Source organism: Pseudanabaena sp. UWO311 (genome assembly GCF_006937785.1).
Lineage (GTDB): Bacteria > Cyanobacteriota > Cyanobacteriia > Pseudanabaenales > Pseudanabaenaceae > Pseudanabaena.
On the sequence record NZ_SJEE01000008.1, the window covers coordinates 108,425 to 132,543 of the forward strand.

At 40.7% G+C, this 24,119-nt stretch carries 25 protein-coding genes and 1 tRNA gene; 12 read left to right on the plus strand and 14 right to left on the minus strand.

The annotated features are described in order from the left end of the window. The first annotated feature begins 63 nt into the window (after positions 1-63). The 3 genes from PseudUWO311_RS08765 to PseudUWO311_RS08775 all read left to right on the plus strand — a co-directional run bounded on the left by PseudUWO311_RS08765 (position 64) and on the right by PseudUWO311_RS08775 (position 6,740). Complete coding sequence (locus PseudUWO311_RS08765; protein WP_142654833.1) at positions 64-1,350, plus strand: ATP-binding protein; 1,287 nt, start codon at positions 64-66, stop codon at positions 1,348-1,350. A 131-nt stretch (positions 1,351-1,481) separates the two neighbouring features. Beyond that, the gene (locus PseudUWO311_RS08770; RefSeq protein ID WP_142654835.1) at positions 1,482-4,910 is read left to right on the plus strand and encodes a PAS domain S-box protein; all 3,429 of its coding nucleotides are present in this window, start codon (positions 1,482-1,484) and stop codon (positions 4,908-4,910) included. Positions 4,911-4,982: 72 nt separating this feature from the next. Then, positions 4,983-6,740 carry a putative bifunctional diguanylate cyclase/phosphodiesterase gene (locus tag PseudUWO311_RS08775; protein WP_142654837.1) on the plus strand — a complete coding sequence of 586 codons (1,758 nt, stop codon included), beginning with the start codon at positions 4,983-4,985 and terminating at the stop codon, positions 6,738-6,740. 63 nt (positions 6,741-6,803) lie between these two features. On the opposite strand, the gene PseudUWO311_RS08780 is transcribed toward PseudUWO311_RS08775, so the two are convergent. From PseudUWO311_RS08780 to PseudUWO311_RS08795, 4 genes are all read right to left on the minus strand, one after another. After that, entirely contained in the window at positions 6,804-7,874 is a 1,071-nt protein-coding gene (locus PseudUWO311_RS08780; RefSeq protein ID WP_142654857.1) for a response regulator, read from the minus strand. A gap of 149 nt (positions 7,875-8,023) precedes the next feature. Then, complete coding sequence (locus PseudUWO311_RS08785) at positions 8,024-8,407, minus strand: DUF1636 domain-containing protein (protein ID WP_142654859.1); 384 nt, start codon at positions 8,405-8,407, stop codon at positions 8,024-8,026. 108 nt (positions 8,408-8,515) lie between these two features. Next, positions 8,516-8,794, minus strand: a complete 279-nt coding sequence (locus PseudUWO311_RS08790; RefSeq protein WP_142654861.1) for a DUF2973 domain-containing protein — start codon at positions 8,792-8,794, stop codon at positions 8,516-8,518. Positions 8,795-8,883: 89 nt separating this feature from the next. Then, positions 8,884-9,201 carry a DUF2605 domain-containing protein gene (locus PseudUWO311_RS08795; protein WP_142654863.1) on the minus strand — a complete coding sequence of 106 codons (318 nt, stop codon included), beginning with the start codon at positions 9,199-9,201 and terminating at the stop codon, positions 8,884-8,886. 113 nt (positions 9,202-9,314) lie between these two features. On the opposite strand from PseudUWO311_RS08795, the gene mazG reads away from it, so the two are divergent. After that, on the plus strand, positions 9,315-10,136 hold the full coding sequence (mazG, locus tag PseudUWO311_RS08800; RefSeq protein ID WP_142654865.1) for a nucleoside triphosphate pyrophosphohydrolase: 822 nt from the start codon (positions 9,315-9,317) through the stop codon (positions 10,134-10,136). A gap of 27 nt (positions 10,137-10,163) precedes the next feature. Here mazG and PseudUWO311_RS08805 read toward each other — a convergent pair whose 3' ends face one another. Next, positions 10,164-10,343, minus strand: coding sequence for a hypothetical protein (locus PseudUWO311_RS08805; protein ID WP_142654867.1), 180 nt, complete (start codon positions 10,341-10,343; stop codon positions 10,164-10,166). A 172-nt stretch (positions 10,344-10,515) separates the two neighbouring features. Next, a tRNA-Leu gene (locus tag PseudUWO311_RS08810) sits at positions 10,516-10,596 on the minus strand. Positions 10,597-10,799: 203 nt separating this feature from the next. Here PseudUWO311_RS08810 and PseudUWO311_RS08815 point away from each other — a divergent pair. Both PseudUWO311_RS08815 and PseudUWO311_RS08820 read left to right on the plus strand, forming a co-directional pair. Further along, entirely contained in the window at positions 10,800-11,720 is a 921-nt protein-coding gene (locus tag PseudUWO311_RS08815; RefSeq protein WP_142654869.1) for an alpha/beta hydrolase, read from the plus strand. A 60-nt stretch (positions 11,721-11,780) separates the two neighbouring features. After that, positions 11,781-12,320 (plus strand): hypothetical protein, encoded by a 540-nt coding sequence (locus PseudUWO311_RS08820; protein WP_142654871.1) that lies wholly within the window; start codon positions 11,781-11,783, stop codon positions 12,318-12,320. A 215-nt stretch (positions 12,321-12,535) separates the two neighbouring features. On the opposite strand, the gene gatB is transcribed toward PseudUWO311_RS08820, so the two are convergent. The 5 genes from gatB to PseudUWO311_RS08845 form a co-directional block, all read right to left on the minus strand. Beyond that, positions 12,536-14,017: an Asp-tRNA(Asn)/Glu-tRNA(Gln) amidotransferase subunit GatB gene (gene gatB, locus PseudUWO311_RS08825; protein WP_142654873.1), complete on the minus strand. Its 1,482-nt coding sequence runs from the start codon at positions 14,015-14,017 to the stop codon at positions 12,536-12,538. Between the two features lie 231 nt (positions 14,018-14,248). Then, the gene (locus PseudUWO311_RS08830; RefSeq protein WP_142654875.1) at positions 14,249-14,899 is read right to left on the minus strand and encodes a hypothetical protein; all 651 of its coding nucleotides are present in this window, start codon (positions 14,897-14,899) and stop codon (positions 14,249-14,251) included. A gap of 8 nt (positions 14,900-14,907) precedes the next feature. After that, positions 14,908-15,804, minus strand: a complete 897-nt coding sequence (locus tag PseudUWO311_RS08835) for a class II fructose-bisphosphate aldolase (RefSeq protein ID WP_142654877.1) — start codon at positions 15,802-15,804, stop codon at positions 14,908-14,910. Positions 15,805-16,028: 224 nt separating this feature from the next. Next, entirely contained in the window at positions 16,029-16,469 is a 441-nt protein-coding gene (locus PseudUWO311_RS08840; RefSeq protein ID WP_142654879.1) for an RrF2 family transcriptional regulator, read from the minus strand. Positions 16,470-16,693: 224 nt separating this feature from the next. Next, positions 16,694-17,089, minus strand: coding sequence for a hypothetical protein (locus PseudUWO311_RS08845; protein WP_142654880.1), 396 nt, complete (start codon positions 17,087-17,089; stop codon positions 16,694-16,696). Between the two features lie 92 nt (positions 17,090-17,181). Between PseudUWO311_RS08845 and xseA the strand changes: the two genes are divergently transcribed. Together xseA and xseB are read left to right on the plus strand one after the other, a co-directional pair. Next, positions 17,182-18,396: an exodeoxyribonuclease VII large subunit gene (gene xseA, locus PseudUWO311_RS08850; protein ID WP_142654882.1), complete on the plus strand. Its 1,215-nt coding sequence runs from the start codon at positions 17,182-17,184 to the stop codon at positions 18,394-18,396. Next, entirely contained in the window at positions 18,380-18,610 is a 231-nt protein-coding gene (xseB, locus tag PseudUWO311_RS08855) for an exodeoxyribonuclease VII small subunit (protein ID WP_142654884.1), read from the plus strand. Before xseA ends, xseB begins: the two co-directional genes overlap by 17 nt. On the opposite strand, the gene PseudUWO311_RS08860 is transcribed toward xseB, so the two are convergent. After that, positions 18,607-19,248, minus strand: coding sequence for a GGDEF domain-containing protein (locus PseudUWO311_RS08860; RefSeq protein ID WP_142654885.1), 642 nt, complete (start codon positions 19,246-19,248; stop codon positions 18,607-18,609). The two genes, xseB and PseudUWO311_RS08860, sit on opposite strands and share 4 nt — an antisense overlap. 26 nt (positions 19,249-19,274) lie before the next feature. Then, positions 19,275-19,856 (minus strand): Uma2 family endonuclease, encoded by a 582-nt coding sequence (locus tag PseudUWO311_RS08865; RefSeq protein WP_142654887.1) that lies wholly within the window; start codon positions 19,854-19,856, stop codon positions 19,275-19,277. 102 nt (positions 19,857-19,958) lie between these two features. Between PseudUWO311_RS08865 and PseudUWO311_RS08870 the strand changes: the two genes are divergently transcribed. From PseudUWO311_RS08870 to PseudUWO311_RS08885, 4 genes are all read left to right on the plus strand, one after another. Then, positions 19,959-20,108 (plus strand): DUF2256 domain-containing protein, encoded by a 150-nt coding sequence (locus PseudUWO311_RS08870; protein WP_103667624.1) that lies wholly within the window; start codon positions 19,959-19,961, stop codon positions 20,106-20,108. Between the two features lie 87 nt (positions 20,109-20,195). Next, positions 20,196-22,013, plus strand: coding sequence for a S8 family peptidase (locus PseudUWO311_RS08875; RefSeq protein WP_142654889.1), 1,818 nt, complete (start codon positions 20,196-20,198; stop codon positions 22,011-22,013). Positions 22,014-22,078: 65 nt separating this feature from the next. After that, positions 22,079-22,306: a hypothetical protein gene (locus PseudUWO311_RS08880; RefSeq protein WP_142654891.1), complete on the plus strand. Its 228-nt coding sequence runs from the start codon at positions 22,079-22,081 to the stop codon at positions 22,304-22,306. Positions 22,307-22,360: 54 nt separating this feature from the next. Continuing rightward, entirely contained in the window at positions 22,361-22,873 is a 513-nt protein-coding gene (locus PseudUWO311_RS08885) for a hypothetical protein (protein ID WP_142654893.1), read from the plus strand. 36 nt (positions 22,874-22,909) lie between these two features. Here PseudUWO311_RS08885 and mtnA read toward each other — a convergent pair whose 3' ends face one another. Beyond that, the gene (mtnA, locus tag PseudUWO311_RS08890; protein WP_142654895.1) at positions 22,910-23,998 is read right to left on the minus strand and encodes an S-methyl-5-thioribose-1-phosphate isomerase; all 1,089 of its coding nucleotides are present in this window, start codon (positions 23,996-23,998) and stop codon (positions 22,910-22,912) included. Positions 23,999-24,119 lie beyond the last annotated feature (121 nt).

Consider the following 24,119-nt stretch of genomic DNA (forward strand, 5'->3'; position numbering starts at 1 on the left):
TTTAAATTATTGAACAACAGCTTATTTAAACCCTTTTTTATTAACTCCGACTTTAGAAAAATTATGGTAATTAAACCGACTATTATTTGTGTTGATGATGAACGCAATATTCTGCTGATGTTGAGAAACCAGTTAATGCATTTTTTCTCAGCTTGCAAAATTGAAATTGCAGAAAGTGGAGATGAAGCTCTGGAAGTTATTGAGGAAATATTATCTAATGGGGGTGATGTTGCTTTGGTAATTGCTGATCAGATTATGCCGAAGATGAAAGGAGATGAGTTTTTGATCGAACTCCATAATCTCCATCCTGAGATCCTAAAGGTGATGCTAACTGGGCAAGCCAATGTTGAAGATATTGGCAATGCAGTCAATCGAGGAAATCTCTATCGTTTTATATCTAAACCTTGGAATGAAACAGATTTGAGGCTAACAGTAGTGGAAGCTTTGCGGAGATATGAGCAAGAGAAACAACTTGCCAAGCATCAGTTAGCCCTTGAGCAAACTAATCTAGAACTAATAGAGTTAAATGCAAATCTTGAGAGAGCCAATGTAGAACTTAAGAGAGTTTCTAAATTAAAAGACGAGTTTCTTGCCATGATGAGTCATGAATTACGAACACCATTTAACTCGATCTTAGGCGTGTCAGAATGTTTGCTTGAAGAAATTTATGGTCAGATCACCCCCTCTCAAAAGGAGGCAATCACCATCATTGAAAATAGTAGTAATCATCTTCTGAAATTGATTAATGACATTCTATATTTCACAAACCTTTCAACAGATTTAGTGAAGCTTGATCTCGAATCTGTAGCGATCGCCGATTTATGTGATTCTAGTTTAGACGATGTGAAACAACAGGCGCTCAAAAAGCAAATTCAAATTACGCTAAACATATCTCCAGACATAGAATTCTTTGAAGCCGATCCGCTGCGGATGAGACAAGTATTAGTCAACTTACTTAATAATGCAGTTAAATTCACCCCCACTGGTGGCAAGGTCAGTTTGGATGTAAAGATAGACCAAGCACCTAGTAAGCTTGTACCATCTTCTAATGTGACTAAGACATCAGATTCGTTAGAGCAGGTAGCTGATAATCAGGAAGTATTGAATATTAACTCTTGGATTTATTTTGCAATTACTGATACTGGGCTGGGCATCGCTCCTAGCGATCAAAACAGGCTATTTCAACCGTTTATACAGATTGACAGTGGGCTTAACCGTAATTACGAAGGCATAGGAATAGGGCTTTCAATAGTAAAGCAAATCGTTGAACTACATAATGGTTATGTTGAGTTAAGCAGTCAGCTTGGTCAGGGCAGTTGCTTTACTGTGAGCATACCATTGAGGTCTTGAGTTACTATCTAATTACAGTGCAGTGCGACGAAGAAGAAACATTTTTATAGAAAGGCAAAGTCAATAAATCACTATTTTTTTGCGGAGATAGCAGGATTAATTTTCGTCAATTTTGATTTTGGAGATAAGAAATGAGCAAACCAACCATCCTTTGTGTTGATGATGAACGCAATGTTCTCTTGACCCTTAGAAATCAATTAATGCAAGACTTCCCTGATTTTATGATTGAAATTGCGGAAAGTGCTGAAGAAGCTATAGAGGTTGTAGAAGATCTTCTAAGCAATGGGATAGAGCTGCCACTTGTGATTGCGGATCAGATAATGCCTAGAATGAAAGGCGATCAGTTCTTGATTGAACTGAATGATCGCTATCCTAAAATCCTCAAAGTTATGCTCACTGGGCAAGCGAGTGCCGAAGAAGTTGGTAATGCGGTCAATCGGGGTAGTCTATATCGGTTTATGTCAAAGCCATGGAATAAGCAAGATCTGCAACTAACCGTGTCTGAGGCATTACGGAGTTATCAGCAAGATCGCAAAATCGAGCAACAATACTTAGATCTTGAACAATCCAAGTTAGAGCTAGAAGATCTAAATTCCAGTTTGGAAAAGCTGGTACAAGATCGCACTGAACAACTACTGATTAGCGAAGAACACTATCGCATTCTTTCAGAATTAAGCCCTGTGGGGATCTTTCGCAACGATGCTAAAGGAAACTGCACCTATGCCAATGCTAAAACCCTCCAAATCACTGGACTTACTAGCGAAGAAAATTTAGGTGATGGCTGGGGTAAAAACTTACATCCCGATGATCGCATTTGGATGTATGCTGCTTGGACAAATTTTGTCGAACAGTCAAATCTTGGTCATAAGGTCGAATATTGTATCGAACACAGATATCTCTACCCTGATGGTTCAACCAAATGGGGCTTTGTACAAGCCGTTCCCGAACGCAATACCAATGGTGATGTTGTCGGATTTGTTGGCGCAGTATCTGATATTAGCGATCGCAAGAAGAACGAAGAATTATTAAGACTAAGCGAACAAAAACAACGAGCCTTGATCGAAGCTTTGCCAGATCTAGTAATGCGGGTTAGCCGAGAAGGGATATATCTTGATTTCTATGCGACTAGTGCTTTTAGAGTGATTGGGAAAACTGGAGATTTTATCGGTACTCATATAAATGACAGCCTCCCTCCTGAATTAGCCGTAAGACGTATGAATGCGATTTCTAATGCTATAGAAACTAAAGAAATGCAAATATACGAGCAAGAGATTTCAGTCGGGGGTATCTTACAAATTGAAGAATGTCGGGTAGTAGCTTGTGGTGAAAATGAAGTTCTGATCTTGGGGCGTGATATCAGCGATCGCAAACTTGCTGAAATAGCTTTACGTAAAAGTGAATCCCATAAAGCTGCATTAATTAGAGCTTTACCTGATCTAATCATGAGAATCCATAAAGATGGAACCTATCTAGAATTTCATAGTACAGAGAGCTTTAAAGTGTTTGGGGATGCTGAAGACTTTGTTGGGAATAATCTAGATAAGGATTTATCTCCTAACGTAGTTGAACAAAGAATGAAGATGATCAATGCAGCCCTTGAAACTGGGGATATTCAACTTTATGAGCAAGAGATCTTGGTGGATGGCAAAATCCAAACCGAAGAGGTGAGAATTGTCCCTTATACAGATGATGAAGTTTTACTGTTAGTTAGAGATATTAGCGATCGCAAGCAATCAGAAATAGCACTCCAAAGTTTATTGGAAGGTACAGCCTCGGTTACTGGACAAGAATTTTTCCCAGAATTAGTTAAGCATATTGCGATCGCCCTCGATGTTTCCCATGTCTTCATTACCAAGTTGTCTGGCGAAAATCTAGAAACTGTAGCGTGGTATGCTGACAAACAGATTCAGCCTAATCTTACCTATCCAATTGCATATACTCCATGCGGCTCTGCTTTTCAAAATGGCATCTACAGCTGTTCTTCTGGAGTAAAACAGCTATTTCCTCTTGACGAGGATTTAGTAAAAATGGATGCTGATAATTATATGGGAATGGCCCTACAAAATTCAGATGGTAAGAAGGTTGGGGTGATTTGCGTATTAAATCACGAACCTTTAGATAATCCAAAACGGGCAGAACTATTACTGCGTATCTTTGGGGCGAGGGCATCTGCCGAACTAGAGAGAATGCAGGTATTCGAGGATTTACAAATATTGAATACAGAGCTAGAGCAACGTGTTCAGGAACGAACACAGGAACTATTAAAAGCACGTAACTTTCTCGAAGCAATTATTGAAAATATACCAGTGGCTCTATTTGTTAAAGATGGAAAGGAAGAAAAATTTGGTGAATTTTTACTATGGAATAATACCTGCAAACTCATGTTCGGTTGTGATAAAGAGCAAGCACTTGGCAAATCAGTCTATGATTTTTTCCCGAAAGAGCAATCTGATTTCTTTAATGAGAAAGACCGATCATCATTTGCGCTTGGTAAAATAGAAGATATTCCTGAAGAACCAATTGACAGTTTGACGTTTGGGCGCAGAATTCTTCATACAATTAAAGTCCCTGTATTCGATGAGCATGGTAAGCCCGATTATTTGATCTGTATTTCTGAGGATATTAGCGAGCGCAAAGCCACAGAATTAGAACGCGATCGGCTTCTGCAAGAATTATCTCAACTAAATAAAAGCCTTGAACTTCGAGTCGAAGAACGAACTGCCGCACTTGTAAACGCCCAAGAGCGGATTATTGCCCAAGAAAAACTTGCCTCCCTCGGTACGCTCACGGCTGGTATTGCCCATGAACTGCGGAACCCTCTTAACTTTGTCACAAACTACGCGAAAGGCTCAATTGAACTCAGTCAAGAATTGCTAGAGACAATTCAGCCTTTGATCCCTTCTTTAGATCTCGATACCTCTGATTTTGTAACATCCTTGATCGCAGATCTTCAAGAAAATTCTACGTCGATTCGTGCTCATAGCCAAAGAGCTGAAAATATCATCTCCAATATGATGCAGCACGCTCGTACTGATGATGCAAAGGCAAGCCCGCAGCCGACTCAAATTAATGATTTACTCGACCAATCCATAAAACTGGCGTATCACAGTAAAAAAATGCTAGATAACAACTTCAACATCACAATTCTAACTGACTATACTGACAATTTAGATTTAGTCGATCTAGTCACGGGATCCATGAGTCGGGCTTTCATTAATCTTATCGATAATGCTTGTGATGCCATGCGCCACCAAAAGGATCTTCTAGATTTCTCTAAAGATACAGAAAACTATCATCCCACGCTCTGCCTTTCAACGCGCAGTCTCGGCGATCGAGTCGAGATTAGGATTCGTGACAATGGCTGTGGAATTGCCCCAGAGATCCAAAACAAGCTCTTAGACCCTTTCTTTACAACTAAACCTCCTGGAGAGGGCACTGGGCTAGGGCTTTTCCTTACTCACGATATAATCGTTAAGCAACATAAAGGTACTTTAACGATTAATCCAATTGCTAGTCAATTTACTGAAATAATTGTTACCATACCTTACAGATATACTTAAAAAAAAGATCCTAATTCCAAATCAGAATAATTCATGTATTGGTATTAAGGATACCTACGCCAAAACTCAACTATGAAAGAAGGGACAAATTTAGTATTAGTCGTTGATGATGAGTTTGAAATTCAACGCTTATTTAAGCAAATATTTAGAAAAAGAATTCGGAATGGAGAGCTAAGTTTTCAATTTGCTCAAAATGGGGTGGAAGCATTAGAGATTCTACGGGAATCCAATTCGATTGACATGATTTTGACCGATATCCAGATGCCAAAAATGGATGGATTAACCTTATTGACAAACTTAGCAGAGTTTGAATGCCCACTGAAAGCTGTAGTTATTTCTGCATTTGGCGACATGAAGAATATTCGCACAGCGATGAATCGAGGGGCTTTTGACTTTCTGATGAAACCCATTGATTTTGAAGATTTAGAAATTACAATTAACAAAACTTTGGCGTTTGTTCATGATTTGAGAGCGCAAAAGCAAAAGCTACAATCAACGCTGGATCGACTCCATAGCTTAGTTTTCTATGATCAACTGACAGGCTTAAGCAATCGCTATGGACTGTTGCAAAAAATTGCTAAAAGTATTGAATTAAAGCGAACAAAAGGCATGGCTTTCGCTGTATTAAAGCTAGATGTAGAACGCTATCCCATCATTAAGTCTGGGTTTGGTCATACGCTTAGCGATCGCCTCCTAGTTGAAATTGCTCGTCGATTGGGAGACTGGGATATTTCATCTAAGGTCGTAGCCCGATTAGAAAGCAATGAATTTGCGATATTGATACAGGATGTTAAAAATTTATCTGTCATTGAAAACTACATTGAACAACTTCATCAGCTTTTCAATCTTCCTGTTCAACTTGACGAGATTACCGTATCATCAAAGACTCATATAGGTGCAGTCATTAGTGATCTAGAAGATAGCCAACCAGAAGACTATTTGAGAGCGGCTGACACTGCCTTCGACTATGCAAGAAATGATAGGGAGCGTACTATTTTCTTTGATAATAGTATGCAACAGAAGGCTATTCATCGGGTAAACCTTGAAGTTAATTTGCAAGAAGCGATAGAATCTAATCAAATCCTAGTGTATTATCAGCCGATTTTTTCATTGCAAACAGGTAAGATTAGAGGCTTTGAAGCTTTGGCGCGTTGGCTGACCACAGATCAGAGATGGATCTCACCCCTAGAGTTCATTCCATTAGCAGAAGAGACAGGATTAATTGTTCCATTAGGTCGTTGGCTTTTGTCAGAAGCTTGTGCACAAATGGGGCGATGGAAAGCTCAATTTCCTGATATTTGTCCAGACAGCATTAGCATTAATCTATCGAGTTTACAATTAATTAATTCAGAGCTATTGGAAGATATCGATCGCAGTCTAAGCTCCGCAGGCTTGAATGGAGAAAGCTTGAATTTAGAGATTACTGAGAGTGTCTTAATGGAAAATGTCGAAACTGCGATCAATGTTTTAGCTCGACTTCGAGAACGCTCTATTGGACTTTCAATTGATGATTTTGGCACAGGTTATTCTTCTCTCTCTTATCTCCAATCCCTACCTATCACGGCTTTAAAAATTGATCGTTCGTTTATTAAAGATATTGACACAAATTCTAATAGTCTAGAAATTACTTCGATGATTATTAATTTATCTAATCAGTTGAAGCTGAAAGTGGTTGCCGAAGGTATAGAAAAAGATTCCCATACTAACGTTTTGCGAGCTCTTTCCTGTGACTATGGTCAGGGTTTTCTGTTTTCTCCAGCAGTTGATGCAACTGCTGCAACTAATCTAATAGCTGCTCAGGGTTTTATGGATGAAGCGGTTTGTAAATGAGCACTTTGGAAAAGTCAATAATTTTTAAAAATTATTGGCTTTTGCTCTTAAATCCCAGAGCCCTTATCGTTTGCTATATTTCTCGACTGTTGTCAGTAACTCCTTTTCCCCAAATGGTTTAGTTAGATATTCAGTAGCACCAACCATCCTAGCTTTGACGCGATCTATAAAACCATCCTTGCCAGTGAGCATAATAATTGGAACCTTCGCGAACGCACTAGACTTACGGAGCATTCCACATAATTCATATCCATCGATCTCTGGCATAGTGATATCACACAAAATTAGATCAGGATTATGTTGAAAGATCAAGCTTAAAGCTTTAATAGGGCTAGATACTGCCATCACTTGGAAGCCGTGATTATGCAGAATATATTCAACAGCTCGACAAATTGTTACACTGTCATCAATGCATAGAATTCGGGGCGATTTCACCTTTACTTGTTGCGGTGTACTCATTGCTAATGGAGTAATTGCAACTTGCCCAAAGCAGATTGCATCATAGATCATCTGACCGATATGACTAATATCTTGCCCTGCGTATCGTGATAGCTGACGGATTGTCGTTTTACCATCAATCCAAGTATTTAAGAGTGGTAGAGCCTCTTGAGTTAGCAATACTGGGCATTGATCGATTGACTGTAAAACTGGATAAAATCTCTTCCATGTCTGAAGCTGTTGTGAATGTTCAGAACTAATCTGTGAAAACTTGAATTGTGTAAGCTTTGGTGTAAGTGCAGCGCTAATTTCAAAAACAAAGGTTCCTTGATAGAGACCAATAATTTCAAAAAGTACCTCTCGGATTGTGCTTTCGAGAATAGACTTAGCCTGATCAGGTGTGAGAATTTTGGCTTCAAGGAGCGCCCAAATCTGACCATACTCTAAAACATTAATCCCCAGTTTCGAGCTTGATAGATGATCCAGCGCATGGTCTAAGCCTAATCCATGTAAATAATCACGTAGACGGGTCAAGTTACTATCAGTATCAGTTGCGTAGATCAATTCTCCGTTATCAAAGAATAAAAACCAGAATTTTCCTGTGCTCGATTCAATCAATAACTCTCCAGTTCGTTGACCAAACTCGATGAGGTGGATAATTGTATGTACGTCAATTTCTCTGAGCGTGCCTTGCATGAGGTGTTACAAATTTGGGTCTTGTCTTTAAATATGTAGAAAGATTTGTCTACATTACCAGAATTAGTTTCGCTACTTGATTTTAAGGCTTTTTCGCAGCAATGCTCACGATAAAAATCACAAAAAAGAGCGCTTAGCGCTCTTTTTTTCTATAGAGGTGGTATACGAGCAATTACGCCGCTTTTTAGTGGTTCGGGACGTTCTTTCCATGACAGCATTCCGTCAGCGCGATCGCAATATATTTCTGCGCAGGACAAAATTGCGGCTGCAGTCATTGGCATGTTTTCGGCATCACTGGGCAAGTCCCCAAACAAATAGGAATACTTACCTTCAGAAACAAAGGTAACAACGCAGGCATGACTGCAAGCACTCATACAGGAAACAGCGCGAATCTCAAAATGCGATCGCGATTTCCAGCTTTGTTGTAATTGAGAAAGCTCTTTTAGTAATATTTCGCCACCACTAATACCTACCTTTTTGCCATTTTGCCAAGTGCTGGCACAAGTAGTACAAACCAATAAACTATGGGTCATCCATACCTCAATAAAAAAGTTAAATAGTTAAGAACTATACTGCCCGCGCAGCGGGCAGTATAGTTCTTAACTAATCAATCAACGCAAAGCATTGATTAACAGAGACTGCTATTTTTCACTACTAGGTGACGAGTTGTATAAAGCATCAAGTCTTGAGCGAGCGTCATCAACGTTAATTGATTTAATTACCATTAATGGTTCATCGATATATTTACCATCTTTATCCCATAATTCAGGATGGGCATATTGAGGAGATACTCGGCGGCTACGATTATCTTGATAGCCTCGTGAATCATTTTGGGAAAGAGCAATCATGCTACGAATCAGGTTGCTGATTGCAAAGATGGAGAGAATCGTAAAAGCGAGTATATAAAGGATCTGTATCATGTCTACTTTCCTGAAAAAATATATAAATTAAGTGAACTAAGGCTTAAGTGGAAAAATCAGGGGCTAGAATTAAAATCAAAATTAAAGTTTTAAATTACTTGATTACGATAGTAGCGCATCCCTACGGCTTGGCATTCCATAAGTAGTGCATGCCAAGGTCTCATCGTCATCATGTCTACGCCAACTTGGTGTCCTGTAACTCGAAACAAAGCGCTCGCCGCTGCAACTTCTTTGAGAGCATTTTCAACTCGTTCAAGCAAATTTTGCTGATCTGATTCTTGCAAGAAATTTAGTCGTTCATTGGAGAGTAATTTCTGAGAGCGGTTAAACCAATAGGTGAAATCTTCTAGTAATGGCTCAAGAAGTTGTCTGAGCATTTCGGGATCAGGACTAGCGGTATTACTCATGAGGCGGATCTCCAACGATAAGCTTGTTGCTGTATATAGTGTGTTAAAAGCAATATTTTTTTATACAAATTATTATAGCATTTCGTTACTTTTCTTAACATTAAACAAATATTATGACTTTTGCTCCAACTGGTAATTTTTCGGCTAATTTGATCGCACTCCAGCATTTGATCGATGTGGTGGCGAAGTTACGATCGCCTGATGGTGGATGTCCTTGGGATTTAAAGCAAACACCCGAAAGTTTGATCCCCTATGTGATTGAGGAAGCTTATGAGGTAGTGGATGCAATCCAAAGTGGTGATAGTAAGGCTATCGCTGAAGAATTAGGAGATCTGCTAATGCAAGTGGTTTTGCAGTCACAAATAGCTAGTGAAACTAATCAATTTTCGATCGCGGAAGTTGCGGAAGGGATCGCTCAAAAGCTAATCCGCCGACATCCCCATGTATTTGGCGAGCTTAAGACTGAAAATATGGATGAAATCCATCAAAACTGGGAGAGGATTAAGGCTGAGGAAAAGGGTGAAGACTTAGCGACAACTCAAAGACTTAGTTACAAACTCAAGCGCTATGCGCGATCGCTGCCGCCCTTAACAGCTGGCATGAAAATATCTCAAAAAGCGGCAGCGAATGGTTTTGAGTGGGAAAATGCCGATGGTGTCTGGGCGAAATTTCATGAAGAGTTGGATGAATTGCGTCATGCTCTAGAGCATGAATCCAAAGAAAATCAACAGGCGGAACTGGGAGATTTGCTATTCACCCTCATTAATGTGGCGCGTTGGTACGATCTCGATCCATCGGTCGCTTTGCAATCAACCAACCAAAAATTTATTCAGCGCCTTGAGGTGATTGAGACATTGAGCGATCGCCCCATCGATAGCTTCACTGCTGAGGAGCTAGACAATCTCTGGAAACAAGCAAAAGAGCAACTTAAATAAAAAAAGCCTCGCTTAGCGAGGCTTTTTTTATTGATCGGCGGGTGCATCTGGAGGCAGAAAACGGGAATCAGAAATTTCGATCAGTTTATCGATTGATGTCTCGGCTAAAAGTTTGCGAGCTTTAGCGAGATATTCTAAGTTGGGACATTGATCACCGAGGATACAGCCATTGGTGCATTCTTCTTGACAATTGACTTGGCGAGACATGAGTTTTGGAGCAGATTGTGAACTAGAGTTCAAGCCTACTATAGCAGTACAAGAGATCGCTAGTCTCAAGCAAAACCCAAAAGATAAATGGCGGCATTTCGCCCCGCCACTTATCTTTTGGGTTTTATCTATAAATAAAAAAGCAGCGCGTAGCGCTGCTTTTTTATTTATATGCGGTCAGAGAGACTCGAACTCTCACAGCTTTCGCCACCACCACCTCAAGATGGCGTGTCTACCATTCCACCATGACCGCAATTGCCTTTTTAGTGCTTAACTATATTACAGCAATAGTGCAAACATGCAATAGCTTTTGAATATATAAAAGCTAAAAACCTGTACCGCCCGCTGCGCGGGCGGTACAGGTTTTTGGCTTTTATACTTGATTTTAAATAAATCCAATATGCTATTTTGATCGTAAATTGCTGTAAATCACAAAACACAAAGCCTCAAACTTTAATGTCTGAATCATCCCTAGAATCATTGCAAAATGAACATATCCAAAAGCGATCGCCTAAACCTTGGGTTCGCCCTGTCGCGATCGCTGGGATTGTAATTGCCAGTTTTTACAGTTCTGTTTGCGCTTTATTTTGGTTTGGACAAACTAAGTTAATCTTTTCACCAGTTAAAGAAATTACGACTACGCCTGCTGAGTTTAATGCCAAGTATGAAGATGTCTTAATTCCTGTCCAGAATACTGATGGAAAGACTGAAAATATTCATGGCTGGTGGTTACCCAATGCCAAGCAAGAAGCAAAAAGTAATTTAGGCGATCGCCAAGTGCTCTTGTATTTGCATGGCAAGGGCAATAATATTAGTGCTAATGCAAAACATGCTAATCGCTTAATGCGGATGGGGTTCTCTGTTTTAGTAATTGATTATCGCGGCTATGGTAGAAGTGATGGCGCATTTCCTACGGAATCATCAGTTTATACAGATGCACAAAGTGCTTGGGATTATTTAATCCAAAAAGGTTATAAGCCAAATCAGATAATGATTTATGGTCATTCGTTAGGTGGTGCGATCGCGATCGATCTTGCTGCGAAGCATCCCGATGCATTGGGAATGATTGTCGATGCTTCATTCACTACGATGAGTGACATGGCTCAACTCGATCCTAAATATCGCATTTTTCCGATTGATTTATTAATTCACCAACGTTTTGATTCGATCGCTAAAGTGCGATCGCTAGCGGTTCCTGTGCTTTACATTCATGGCACTGCGGATGATCTCATTCCTTCAGTGATGTCTCAGCGATTATATGAAGCGACATCATCAAAAAAACAAATTGTTTTTATTCCCAATGCTGGACATAACAATACGGCAGCTACCAATGAGCCACTATATTTAAATTCTATTCGCAGTTTTTTTAACTTATAGAATTAGCCTGATTGGCTAATTCTATAAGGCAAGCATCACAAGTTATAGGAATATCAACCTATGGAGCAAATCTTTCTTTTTGTTGATGTTGATGGAGTAATTAATACAAGCATTAATGTAGATTCCCTGTTTCTTGGTACATACCAAGGAATAGATCTATTTGGTGGCCCATCACCTCTTGCCAAAGCTTTTCTTCAAGCCGTAGATAAGGCTCAACATATTAAGCCCTTTTGGATGTCTTCAGGTTGGAGAGAACACTCTACTGTCTGGAATCGTTGGGCTGAGGTTACTCCTTGGATTGTTGGTTATCCTATCTCTTTCAATAAAGCTAAATATGTTATGGATAGATATGCCAGACAATTATCGCTTGATGAAATAGATGATGGCAAAACTATAGCGGTTTTATATCATTCTGGAAATATTCCTAGAATTGTATGGATTGAAGATGGTTTTCCTCAATCTGCGATTTTGTGGGCTGAACAGGATTCTAGAGTAACTCTAATCAATACCATTCACCCTTCTGATCCCTCACTTTTAGGGATTCAAGCTTGGAATATTGATTCGATATCGCAAGCATTAAATATAAAGCTAGATATCTAATACCAAAACACAAAATGGCGTAGCCATTTTGTGTTTTTAAAACCCTTACGGGATTTGGTTTTTTATTCATAAAAGTGTCGCCACATTTTTGTGAATTGGTATAAAAACTGATGTTACGTGGAACGCAGATGAAGAATTTCCTACTGCTTGCCCCCAACCTTGAGGATAGCTGGAATTCCTTCTACGTAACATCAGTAATACGTAAGTGGGTACGATTAAATAGAAGATAGTTTATCCGTAATCAACTTATTTGTTGATTGTGGTTCAGCGCGTCCTTGAGTCTTCTTCATGGTTTGACCGACAAAGAATCCTAGAAGCTTGGTTTTACCAGCCTTGTATTGGTCTACTTCCTTAGGATTAGCTGCAATGATCTCATCAATGATTTGCTCAAGTTCCGCACCTGCAAGAACAGTTAAGCCTTTAGATGCAACTAAATCCTTGACTGAGCCACCTTTGATGATGAGTTCAGGCAAGATATCTTTAGCGATTTTGCTGCTGATAGTGCCATCGGTGATTAGTCTGATCATCTCTCCTAGAACTGTAGGCGTAAGAGCAATATCGGCAATCTTGAGTTTGTTCTCATTGAGATAGGCTGTCACATCACCCATTACCCAGTTAAAGACTTGCTTTGGTTCCGCACCTGTGAGAATCGTTGCATCAAAGAATTCGGCAATACTGCGATCGTCGGCAATTAGAGCTGCATCGTAGGGAGTCAAGCCAAATTCGTCGCGATAACGCTTGCGATGAGCGGATGGGAGCGTGGGAAGTTCTGAACGATATTGCGCTAAAGTAATCAATGGAACTTCGAGCGCCATCAGGTCTGGCTCTGGGAAATAGCGATAATCACTTGCACCTTCTTTGGATCGCATACTGATTGTGCGTTGAGTATTTTCTTCCCAAAGACGGGTTTCTTGTTTGATGATCTCACTACCAGTCTCAAGAGCTTCTACTTGACGATTAATTTCAAAATCGATCGCTCTTTGGATCGCGTTGAAGGAGTTCATATTTTTGATTTCTACCTTCGTGCCAAATTTCTCACGCCCAACAGGACGGACAGAGATATTCACATCACAACGTAGTGATCCTTCTTGCATGTTGCCATCGCAAACGCCAAGATAGCGCATAATCCGCCTTAGTTCTTGCGCATAGGCAGCAGCTTCTGCACCCGATCTCATATCTGGCTCAGAGACAATTTCGCATAAAGCGACACCTGTGCGATTGAAATCCACTAATGAGTGACTAGACCCTGAAAGGCGATCGCTACCAGCATGTACTAGTTTTCCTGCATCTTCTTCCATATGCAATCTGGTAATACCAATCCTCTTGGTACTGCCATCTTCTAGTTGAATTTCTAGCCAACCATGCTCTGCGATCGGCAGATCATATTGTGAGACTTGATAATTTTTGGGAAGGTCAGGATAAAAATATTGTTTGCGATCGAATTTGCTGTGAGGAGCAATTTGGCAATTGAGGGCTAGTCCAGCTTTGACCGCATATTCCAATACTTTTTCGTTAAGAACTGGCAATACCCCAGGCATACCAAGACAAACAGGACAAACATTCGTATTGGGTGGTGCACCAAACTGGGTTGAACAGTTGCAAAAGATTTTTGAGTTTGTGGTCAACTGACAGTGAGTTTCTAAACCAATTACGGCTTCGTATTGTGTCTTGGTCTTAGTAGGGGCGGTTGCAGTCATAACGTATGCGTTTAGGCGAAGTATTTGTAGAGATAAATGACGACTTAGCTGGCTAAGTCACTATTTATAAAATCTATTATAAATCCTAGCGTTACGAGTTGGCATTTACAGCGCTTTGCGCTCAAACCCGAACCAATAATTTTTTAAAAGTGTTGCTTTGCAACACTTTTAAAAAATTATTGTGGTTCGTTTGAGCGCAAATTGTTTTACGCTTCCACCAACATCACAAAACTATCTTCCTAATGAAAACAGATAAAAAACAAGTGTAACCAAAGCAACAAAAAAGTAAACAAGTGTTAGTACTACAGCAATCGTTACAAACAGAAGAAAAATGGGATTCGTTAGAGCCATAGCTTGAAACGTCAGCACTAAAAGATCCTGAGAGTCGCTTATCAGAGACTTAACTTCTTTTAACTTCTTTGCTAAAAAATACCAATCTTTTAACCGCTGTCCGATCGCAAATATAAGTTGTCTCTTCTTACCAGACAAAAATTTGCTTGAATCTTTTTCCAAATTGTCTTTTGAGTGGGCTAAAACTTTCTCATGAGCTTCACCGAACTCTGCAAAAGTCTGTTGAACTGTTTGGAAATAAGTAGTAATTCTTTCAGGTAAGACGATGATTTCTTTTAGAGTTACATACAGATTTCCGAGGGAATAAGAAGGCAGACAGACAATTAATGTGACGATAAAAATCCATAGGATATTGACATTGAATCTTTGCCAAAGGAAAAAGGATAGCCAAGCAGCAGATCCAATATTAATTATCAATAATACAATAATACTATTGATGGATTGAGCGGCAATTTTTACAGGAAGATGAAGGGCTTTGAGCAATTTATCTTTATAGTTGTTTAGTTGTAATTGCTTGTCAGGTTGGTTCATTTTTTTACTTACTTATAGGCTTGACTAGACAGCATTTCAGCATAGGGCGTTTCATGTAAATGGGCTTTACCGATGGAGCCAAAAAGACTGAGCTTCTCGATAATCACTTCTTGCATAGCCGCGATCGCTTCACCAGCAATCTCCAGCAAATCCTTAGGACTATCACCACAGATTTCTAACTTGAGCGCTTGCATGTATGCTTGGCGCACCTCTGTATTCACATTAAACTTGCAGACTCCTAATTGAATCGATCGCTGGATCATTTCTGCTGGTAAACCTGACGCACCATGCAAAACCAAGGGAATATCAACAAGGCTACGGATCTTTTCGAGGCGGGCAAAATCTAGTTTGGGTGGGTTTTTATATTCTCCATGTACATTACCGATGGTCACAGCGATCGCATCAACTTTAGTTTGCTGCACAAACTCAAAGGCTTGAATTGGGTCGGTCATTTTCGCTTCTTTCTCGGCGATCGTTAGACCATCTTCTGTTCCACTAATTCTACCAATTTCTGCTTCTACAACTGCATGGAATTTATGGGAGAGGGTTGTCATATCTCTTGTAAATTCAAGATTCTTGTCGTAGGGCATGGGAGAGCCATCTGACATGATCGATCGCACTCCTGCATCTAGAGCCAAGCGAATATCACTTGCCGAAGTACTGTGATCGAGATGAATAGAAATCGGTACATTTGCTGATTTAGCAGCTTCGATGCACATTTTTACTAAAGGGAGTTTGCCATAGATGAGAGCACTAGGATGTAATTGCAGCATCGCAGGACTGCGACTGATTTCAGCAGCATTTACTACAGCTTTTACGCCTTCTAAGTTATAGATATTAAATGCGCCGATCGCATAGGCATTGCGTCTTGCTGTTTCTAGAAGTTCCTTTGTCGAACTCAACATAATATAATGGCTTTAAGTTAAAAAATAAATGCAAAATAATCATATAGCGTTTTAATATCTATAAACCCAAAAGGTAAGAGGCGGCACTTTATGCCGCCTCTTACCTTTTGGGTTTTATGAACTAAGCCATCAAAAAGCCGCGATATAGTAAGTCAAAAAATGCTCACTCTATCCCGATACATTCGCAGTTTAAATCCCAGCATAGTTAATTCCATGTTGATGGACTAGATGTAATACATGGTTGTCGCGATTTGACGTTGGCGTTGCCGATCGCATAAATCTTTTAGTGTGCAGCCATCCAACACATTAGACGCTGACTTTTGCGCTGCTTCCCATACTTCAAGAATTACTGAAAGAGAAGCACTGTCATTTCCAGATTTACTATTTTTTTCCGAAATTGGATCATAACCTTCAATTCCACGAATGATTTCTAATAGACTGATTTCCCAAGGAGCACGGGCAAGAATATATCCACCCTTTGCGCCACGTTGACTTTTGACCAAGCCCTGCCGTTTTAAAGTCGCTAACAATTGTTCTAAATAGCGATCGGGAATATTTTGTTGGGTTGCAATTTGACGAATCTGGAGAGGCTGATCGATCGCAAAATGATTAGCTAGCTCAAGCATAGCCAAGATTGCATATTCACTCTTTAAAGAAAGTTCCACAACAGACCGTAATTCTTGTTTAAAAAATTTTTCTTAACTGAGTCCTATGATACTACGGTATGGCACTGTAAATTTAGAGCAAATATGCTTTAAAACCCAAATATTTAAAGAGACTGCATATCAGGCGCTTTGACTTTTTGGGGTTTAAGCTTTCTTTTTCTGTGCTAATTAGCAATCTCCAATCATGATCAAAAAAAAGAGTTGCGCAAAGCGCAACTCTTTTTTTACTTAACTACTGGTCGAATAAATCGACTATTAGCCCTTACATAACATGCTCCTTCTGATGAAAATCCATCACGAACTGGCATCCAAGGTCTACCATTTTGATCGCGTGGATTTATTAAAACTTCATCAGATCCACCCCGATAGATTTGTACTTCTAAAATATCATTGGCTAAATAAGTACGTTTTACAGGACTGTCTATACTTGGCTCTTGACGACAATTGAGGCTATCAACAACTACTTGCCAGAGCGAACCAGTCCCATATCTAGATGCTCTTTGCGCTTGTACGTTAGTTTCATTTCTAGAGTAGTTGCCTTGTCTATCTGGGACGGCAACTTGAGCTTGGACTGCGGCGGCTGGTAATAATGTCGCTGGCAGGACAGCAAGTAGCAGCATAGAATGTTTCAGGGATATAGAAAAAGTATTTAAACAAGTATTTAAAAAGTTATTCATATTATGAGGAGATTGCGGCATGGGCAGTAGGTTGTATGAACGTTTCTAAGGATGCGATGACTGTAGCTAATTTGACGCAGGCGATTATGCTTTTGTTGCGGGACGAAATTGGCATTGTGCGAGTTACAGGGGAAATATCAGGCTTCACCACAGCTGCCTCTGGTCATCGCTATTTTACCCTTAAGGATGAGTCAGCTCAGATCGATTGTGTGATGTGGGCAAGCCGCACTTTATCATTTCGACCTAAAAGTGGAATGCAAGTTGTCATCCAAGGTCGTTTGACAGTTTATGCCCCCCGTGGCAAATATCAGATTGATTGCGATCGCATGACTGCCGCAGGGCAGGGCGATCTCTATCTTGCCTTTGCTGCACTCAAAGAAGCACTCGCAGAGAGGGGATATTTTGACCCAGACCGAAAACGGGGTATTCCAGCTTTTCCGCTCAAAATTGGGGTTGTCACTTCACCGACAGGAGCCGTGATTCAGGATATTCTCAGTACATTAAATAGGCGATCGCCCCATTGCGAGATTTATCTATGTCCCGCGACCGTTCAGGGAGAAAATGCCCCAGAAGAGATTGCGTCAGCCATTAAAGCTTTACAGAATACCGATGCCGATGTGCTAATCGTCGGTCGTGGTGGTGGCTCGATTGAGGATCTTTGGGCGTTTAATACCTTACCTGTTGCTGAAGCAATCTATAATTCGCAAATTCCGATTATTTCTGCTGTTGGACATGAAACCGACTTTACGATCGCGGATTTTGTCGCTGATTTACGCGCAGCCACACCAACGGCAGCAGCAGAACTAGTATCTCAATATGATCGCGATACCCTATGGCAACAGATTATTGCTTGGGAAAATCTACTAAATCGCTCTGCCCAACTAGCAATCCAGAATTACGATCAACGACTTAATAAAATTACCAATAGCTATGCTTTGCAGAATTTTAGCGATCGCCTACATGATCGCGCCCAACAGTTAGATGAAGCCGAACGTGAAATGAAAAAGTCTCTCGTTCGTCATTTGCATCAATCCAAAACTAAACTTGACGGTATAACTGCCCATCTGCGATCGCTACATCCACTATCACCATTACAACGAGGTTTTGCTTTGTTGCGTTCAGGCGATCGCTTACTTAGCAATGATGATTCGCTCACTGAATTTGATAAAGTGGAAATCGTGCGGCGCTCAGAAATAGCCCAAGCCAAGATTGAGAAAGTAATCGATAAAGTATATGACCGAACCGAATAAATCGCCAAAGAAACCAAAAGAACCTAAAGATCTCCCCTTTGAAGCCCAAATGCAGCGACTCGAAGAAATTGTGGGAATTCTTGACGATGGGGAAACTGCTCTAGATGAGATGCTTGCTCTCTATGAAGAAGGCATGAAGCGATCGCAATATTGCCGTGAATATTTGGAAAAAGCTGAACAGAAAGTTACCCTAATTCAAAGTCAAAATCCCTAAAAGCTATTAAACTGGCGAAAGTCCGAATGAGTACGAATGCATGGTATACCCCCTGAAGAAGAACAATCAGCGGGAAAAGCTGAAGGTAAATAACAGGAATGATATTTATTTCTCGCTAAACCCACGACACCCCCTGATAAATGTTTTGCAGCAATAACTGCTTCACCTGCGGAAGTATATAAATCTTCATAACTGACCCCATCTTCTGGATAAAAAGCAACCCCACAAGATATTGTTAATGGATAATGAACCTCTCCAAGGCTCAGATCATACATATGAAAAAATCTTCGTAACGGTGGCATATGAGCGAAATTCTTGTTAACAGTTTTACAAATTTGCATAGCTAATGTGACAACTTCTGCCATGTTCAAATCGTTTAGAAGAACTGCAAATTCATCTCCTCCAGATCGAAAAACATCAACACCATTTGGTACATTTTGGCTGATTATTTCAGCAATCTGTTTTAGCTTTTCATCACCTTCAGCATGACCATAGTAATCATTGAAATAGATAAACCCATCGACATCGATTAAGATTAACCCAAACCTTGAATTGTCTCCAGCATAATCATTAAAGCAATTTTGTAAAAGTTTTCGATTTTTCAATCCAGTCAATCCATCACGATCTGAGTCAGTCATCCCAAGTAATATCCTGCTTATAAAATCTAGAAAATATCGTCAACTGCGATCGCAACATCAGGCAGCATTAACAAATTAATTATTTCCCCTTTTTCATAAATTTGTACTTGCTGATAGCCAGTCTCGCTAGGTTGTCGATGCACCTCAAATACCTGTGCTTCCAAATTTGCAATCCAAAGTTCAGGAATTCCTGCTTTGGCATAAATAATAGCCTTGACTTCGCGGTCGTACTTCAGTGTTGAATCTGCTACTTCGATCAGCAAAAAAACTTCCGAGGGAATGGGTAAACTTTCGACATAAAAATCCTCGCGCCAATACAGGATCGCAATATCGGGCTGTGGTTCAGAATGAGTATTGATCCGAATTGAGTTTTGAATGGAGATAATCGCTTGGTTACCAACAAGCCCTGCAAATATTCTGTTGAGGCGATTAATGCTACCAGAGTGCTTTGCTCCAATCGGGGACATTTCGATTATTTCTCCTTCAATTAACTCTGTCCGTTGCTCTATGCCTAAAATGCCAACCTCTCCCATTTTGTAATATTGGTCAACGGTGAAGCGGTGCTTAGTTGGAGCTTTTGGTATTGTAGAGTCTGCGATCGCAACCATAACTGGCTATCCTCGACTGTAAGATTATCTATTAGTATAGTAATTTACTAGCTGTTTAAACGAAGTCAAAACCATTTCCCAAACACAAACTTTTTCAAAAATATGGCTCATAAAGGCAATAAATCTTTTTTACCTAGCAAAGATTGTGTAGTATGTGGCAAGCCATTTACATGGCGCAAAAAATGGGAAAGGTGTTGGGATGAAGTTAAATATTGTAGCGATCGCTGTCGCAAACAAAATGGGAATAGTTAAAATATTGATCAGGGAAGGTGGCGCAAAGCGCCACCTTCCCTGATACTTTCAAAGCTATTGAGGACTGGAGATCAATGTCTTAGGGTTATGAAAAAATTTCTGCTCTCATGCTTATTTTTTGTGGGTTTATTTTGGGCGCTCTCCACCTATCAAGGGTTGGCAGTCCAAGGTAAATATGACTCAATGGTATTGAACTTTCGTGATAACTTATCCCCCGCTCAAGTCGAGCGTGAACTAAAGGCGATCGCCGCAAAATATGGAATTGAGCCAAAATTTAATAGCCCCTTTTCTAAATCCGAAAACCTATATGTGGTCAAAGGCGATGCTCAAGTCCTCGAAAAGCTCAAACAGTCAGAAGAACTTCGTAACTTGACCGAATATGTCGAAGCCAATTATGTCTATTCGATGGAATTTATCGGTGACTCCACTCCCAATGATCCGATGTATAAGGAGCAGTGGAATTTAAAAGCGATCGAAGTGGAAAAGGCTTGGCAAAAGACTAAAGGTAAGGGAATCACAGTTGCTGTCATCGATACGGGCGTAAGCAAAGTTGATGACCTCAAAAACACTAATTTTGTCAAAGGATACGACTTTGTTAATGATCGCGAAGACGCTAGTGATGACAATGGGCATGGAACTCACGTCGCTGGTACGATCGCCCAATCGACGAATAATAATTTTGGGGTAGCTGGTATTGCCTACGAAGCGAACATCATGCCGCTCAAAGTGCTGTCAGGTTCAGGTGGTGGCACAGTTTCCGATATTGCCGAAGCGATTATCTTTGCCGCAGACAATGGCGCAAATGTGATCAATATGAGCCTTGGTGGTGGTGGCGAAAGCAAACTCATGCAAGATGCGATCGACTATGCCTATAAGAAAGGTGTGGTAATTGTAGCGGCGGCGGGTAATTCTAATCGTAATGCAGCTTTTTATCCAGCTCGCTATCCTAAAGTAATTGCCGTATCCGCCACTGGTTCGACTGGCGAAAAAGCTCCCTATTCAAATTATGGCGCTGGTATCGATGTGGCGGCTCCAGGTGGTGCGATCGTAAGGGGTAAAAACGGCGAGAAAGGTAATGATTCGGGTGGTATTTTGCAAAATACAATTGATCCGAAAACGAAGCAATCCGTATTTAGTTCTTTCCAAGGAACAAGTATGGCATCTCCTCACGTTGCGGGTGTCGTCGCCTTGATCGAAGCTTCGGGCGTCAAAGATCCTGAGAAAGTGTTTCAAATCCTCAAACAGTCTTCGCGCAAAGTTACCGATGATACGCTTAATTACTACGGTGCTGGACATTTGAATGCGGCGGCAGCAGTAAATCTTGCGTCACAGGGGCAATTGGGAATTCCCGATTTCTTGCGCTGGGCGCGGGACAACGGTTACTTGAGTCCCAGATTTTGGGTTGATGGCGGTGCGATCGCACTAATCCCCAAACTAATTATGATGATTGGTTCCTATCTATTGGCATGGCTACTTAATCGCTGGTTCCCATTCCGTTGGAATTGGTCATTTAATAATGGCGTTTTCTTTGGCGGTGCAGGTTTATTCTTTTTGCGAGGTTTCTATCTATTCGATATTACCCAACTTCCCTTCCGTATAGCAGGAAGCTCTTTACCTGAATTAGGAAATGCTTTTTCTAATACAAATGCCCTGAATCCAATTACCGCAAGTGTACTTTTACCGCTTGGCTTATTGCTGGTTTTGTTAGGACATCCACAATGGAAATGGTTTGCGATTGGTTCAGCGATCGGTACTTCCGCTTGCTTAGCAACTAGTGCGGTACTTGCTCCACAAATGATGTGGATTGGCAGTGGAATGCCTGCGATCGCATTTCTCAGCGTTAACTCGCTACTTTGTTTTGGATTTGCCTATCTATCGATTAAATCAGAGACTTCTCCCTTATAAGCCAAAAGATGGGGCACATCGCGCCCCATCTTTTGATTCTTTTTGAAAATGGCTATAGCAAGTATATGAATATTCAAATTGTCGGAACTGTAGAATATATCGATATTGGTACAGGGACTTGGGCGATCGTGACCGATACTGATGAGCAATATGAGATTTGGCAACCTGCGCCAGAAGCGATTTTACAAGAGGGATTGAAAGTTAAGGTTCAGGCAAAAGTCCGAGATGATGTTTTCACAATGGCAGCGATCGGTGATGTCTTAGAAATTGAAGATTTCCAAAGATTAGGATAGACAGTGCATAGAATCATTTATTCTGTTTTTGCCATTAGTTTACGCGAGGCTAAAATGTTAAATAGCAACAAGTATCAGAATCAACCGCATAAGTTGAATTTCGCAATCTTGGGCGCGATCGCTTCCTTTGCCATGACGCTCTCTGCTGTTGGTATTTGGGAGACTTTACAACCAGTTCAAGCTTTTGAGAATACAAGTGCTATTACAAAGCAGAAGCAGGCTGAAGTAAAGGTTGTTAAAATTGCTGGAACCTATAAAACCGTCTTTACTCCTGATTTTTTAGCCAAAGCAAAAAAACAAGGCTTAGCGTCGATCTCAGGACAATGGACGATCAAACCCAATGGAGCTTTTGACGCTGTGGTCTATGCCACTTCCACTGACGGCAAAACCCAAACCATTAGGACAACAGGAAAAGTTTCGATCAAGAATGGCAAAGTCTTGTCTCAGGTAGAAACTTTAAATGGGAAAAAACCTGCTCAAATTCCTCCCACTCAATCCTATACACTTTTAGCAGATGGAAAAACCCTACAGGCTGACAATCAACCTGTAAAACTGGTAAAGCAATAACAGCAAAATAAGAGGCGGCAGATGCCGCCTCTTATTTTATGGAATCAGATCGAGGAACATTCCTGCGATCGCAGTTTCCGCAGCATCACAAATACCGCGCTCGGTAATTAAACCAGTAACTAGTCTGGCAGGAGTAATATCAAATCCATAATTTAAAGCTGTAGTTTCCAGAGGAGCAACTCGCACTTTCCCGATATTTCCATCATCTTGTAGCCCTTGCATATAGAGCACCTCATCCGCACTACGAGTCTCGATCGCAATTTCTTTGACTCCATCAACAATTTGCATATCAAAAGTGGAACTTGGCAATGCTACATAAAAAGGAACATTATTGTCAAAGGCGGCGAGAGCTTTGAGATATGTGCCAATCTTGTTGGCAACATCACCGCTACGGGTGGTGCGATCGGTTCCCACAATGCAAAGATCAACTTTGCCATATTGCATTAACAATCCGCCCGTATTGTCAGCAATCAGAGTATGTGGGATTTTCGATTGTCCGAGTTCCCATGCAGTCAAATTTGCGCCTTGATTGCGTGGACGGGTTTCATCAACCCACACATGAATATTTAGCCCGCGATCGCTAGCTTCATAAATTGGCGCTAAGGCACTGCCGCGATCGACGATCGCTAACCATCCTGCATTGCAATGGGTCAGAATATTTACAGGTTCGCCTTTGGGTTTAGTTTTGGCGATCGCCTCAATGAGTTCGCAGCCAAATTTGCCAATATTGCGTGTGCCAATTACATCTTCATCGGCAATAGCGATCGCTTCTTTAAGGGCAATTTCTACTAAATCTTGGTTTGCGGGTGCTTTTTCTAATACCGCAATCATGCGATCGACTGCCCACATCAGATTTACTGCGGTCGGACGAGCGCGGCGGATTACAGCTGAGAGATCTTTGATTTTTTGTAAATCGCCTTTACTTTCTCTAGCGGCTAAATACACACCAAAAGCGGCGACATTACCAATTACGCCTGCACCGCGTACGGTCATGTCCTGAATCGCAAGGGTTGCATCGGCACTAGTTTTCAGGGTCTTAGTTACTGAACGAAAGGGAAGTTGGGTCTGGTCAATCACCACCAGATCCCCAGCTTCTAACCAAAATGCTTTATAGGTAGAATTCATATTTTCTCCTCGGCTATCCTCGGACAATAGCGCTATCTTTTCTCAATCATGCTCTAAGTCTATCCTCAGAGCAAATTTATTCTGTGACAAAAAGTGATAATGCCATTTTGAAAATTGGTAT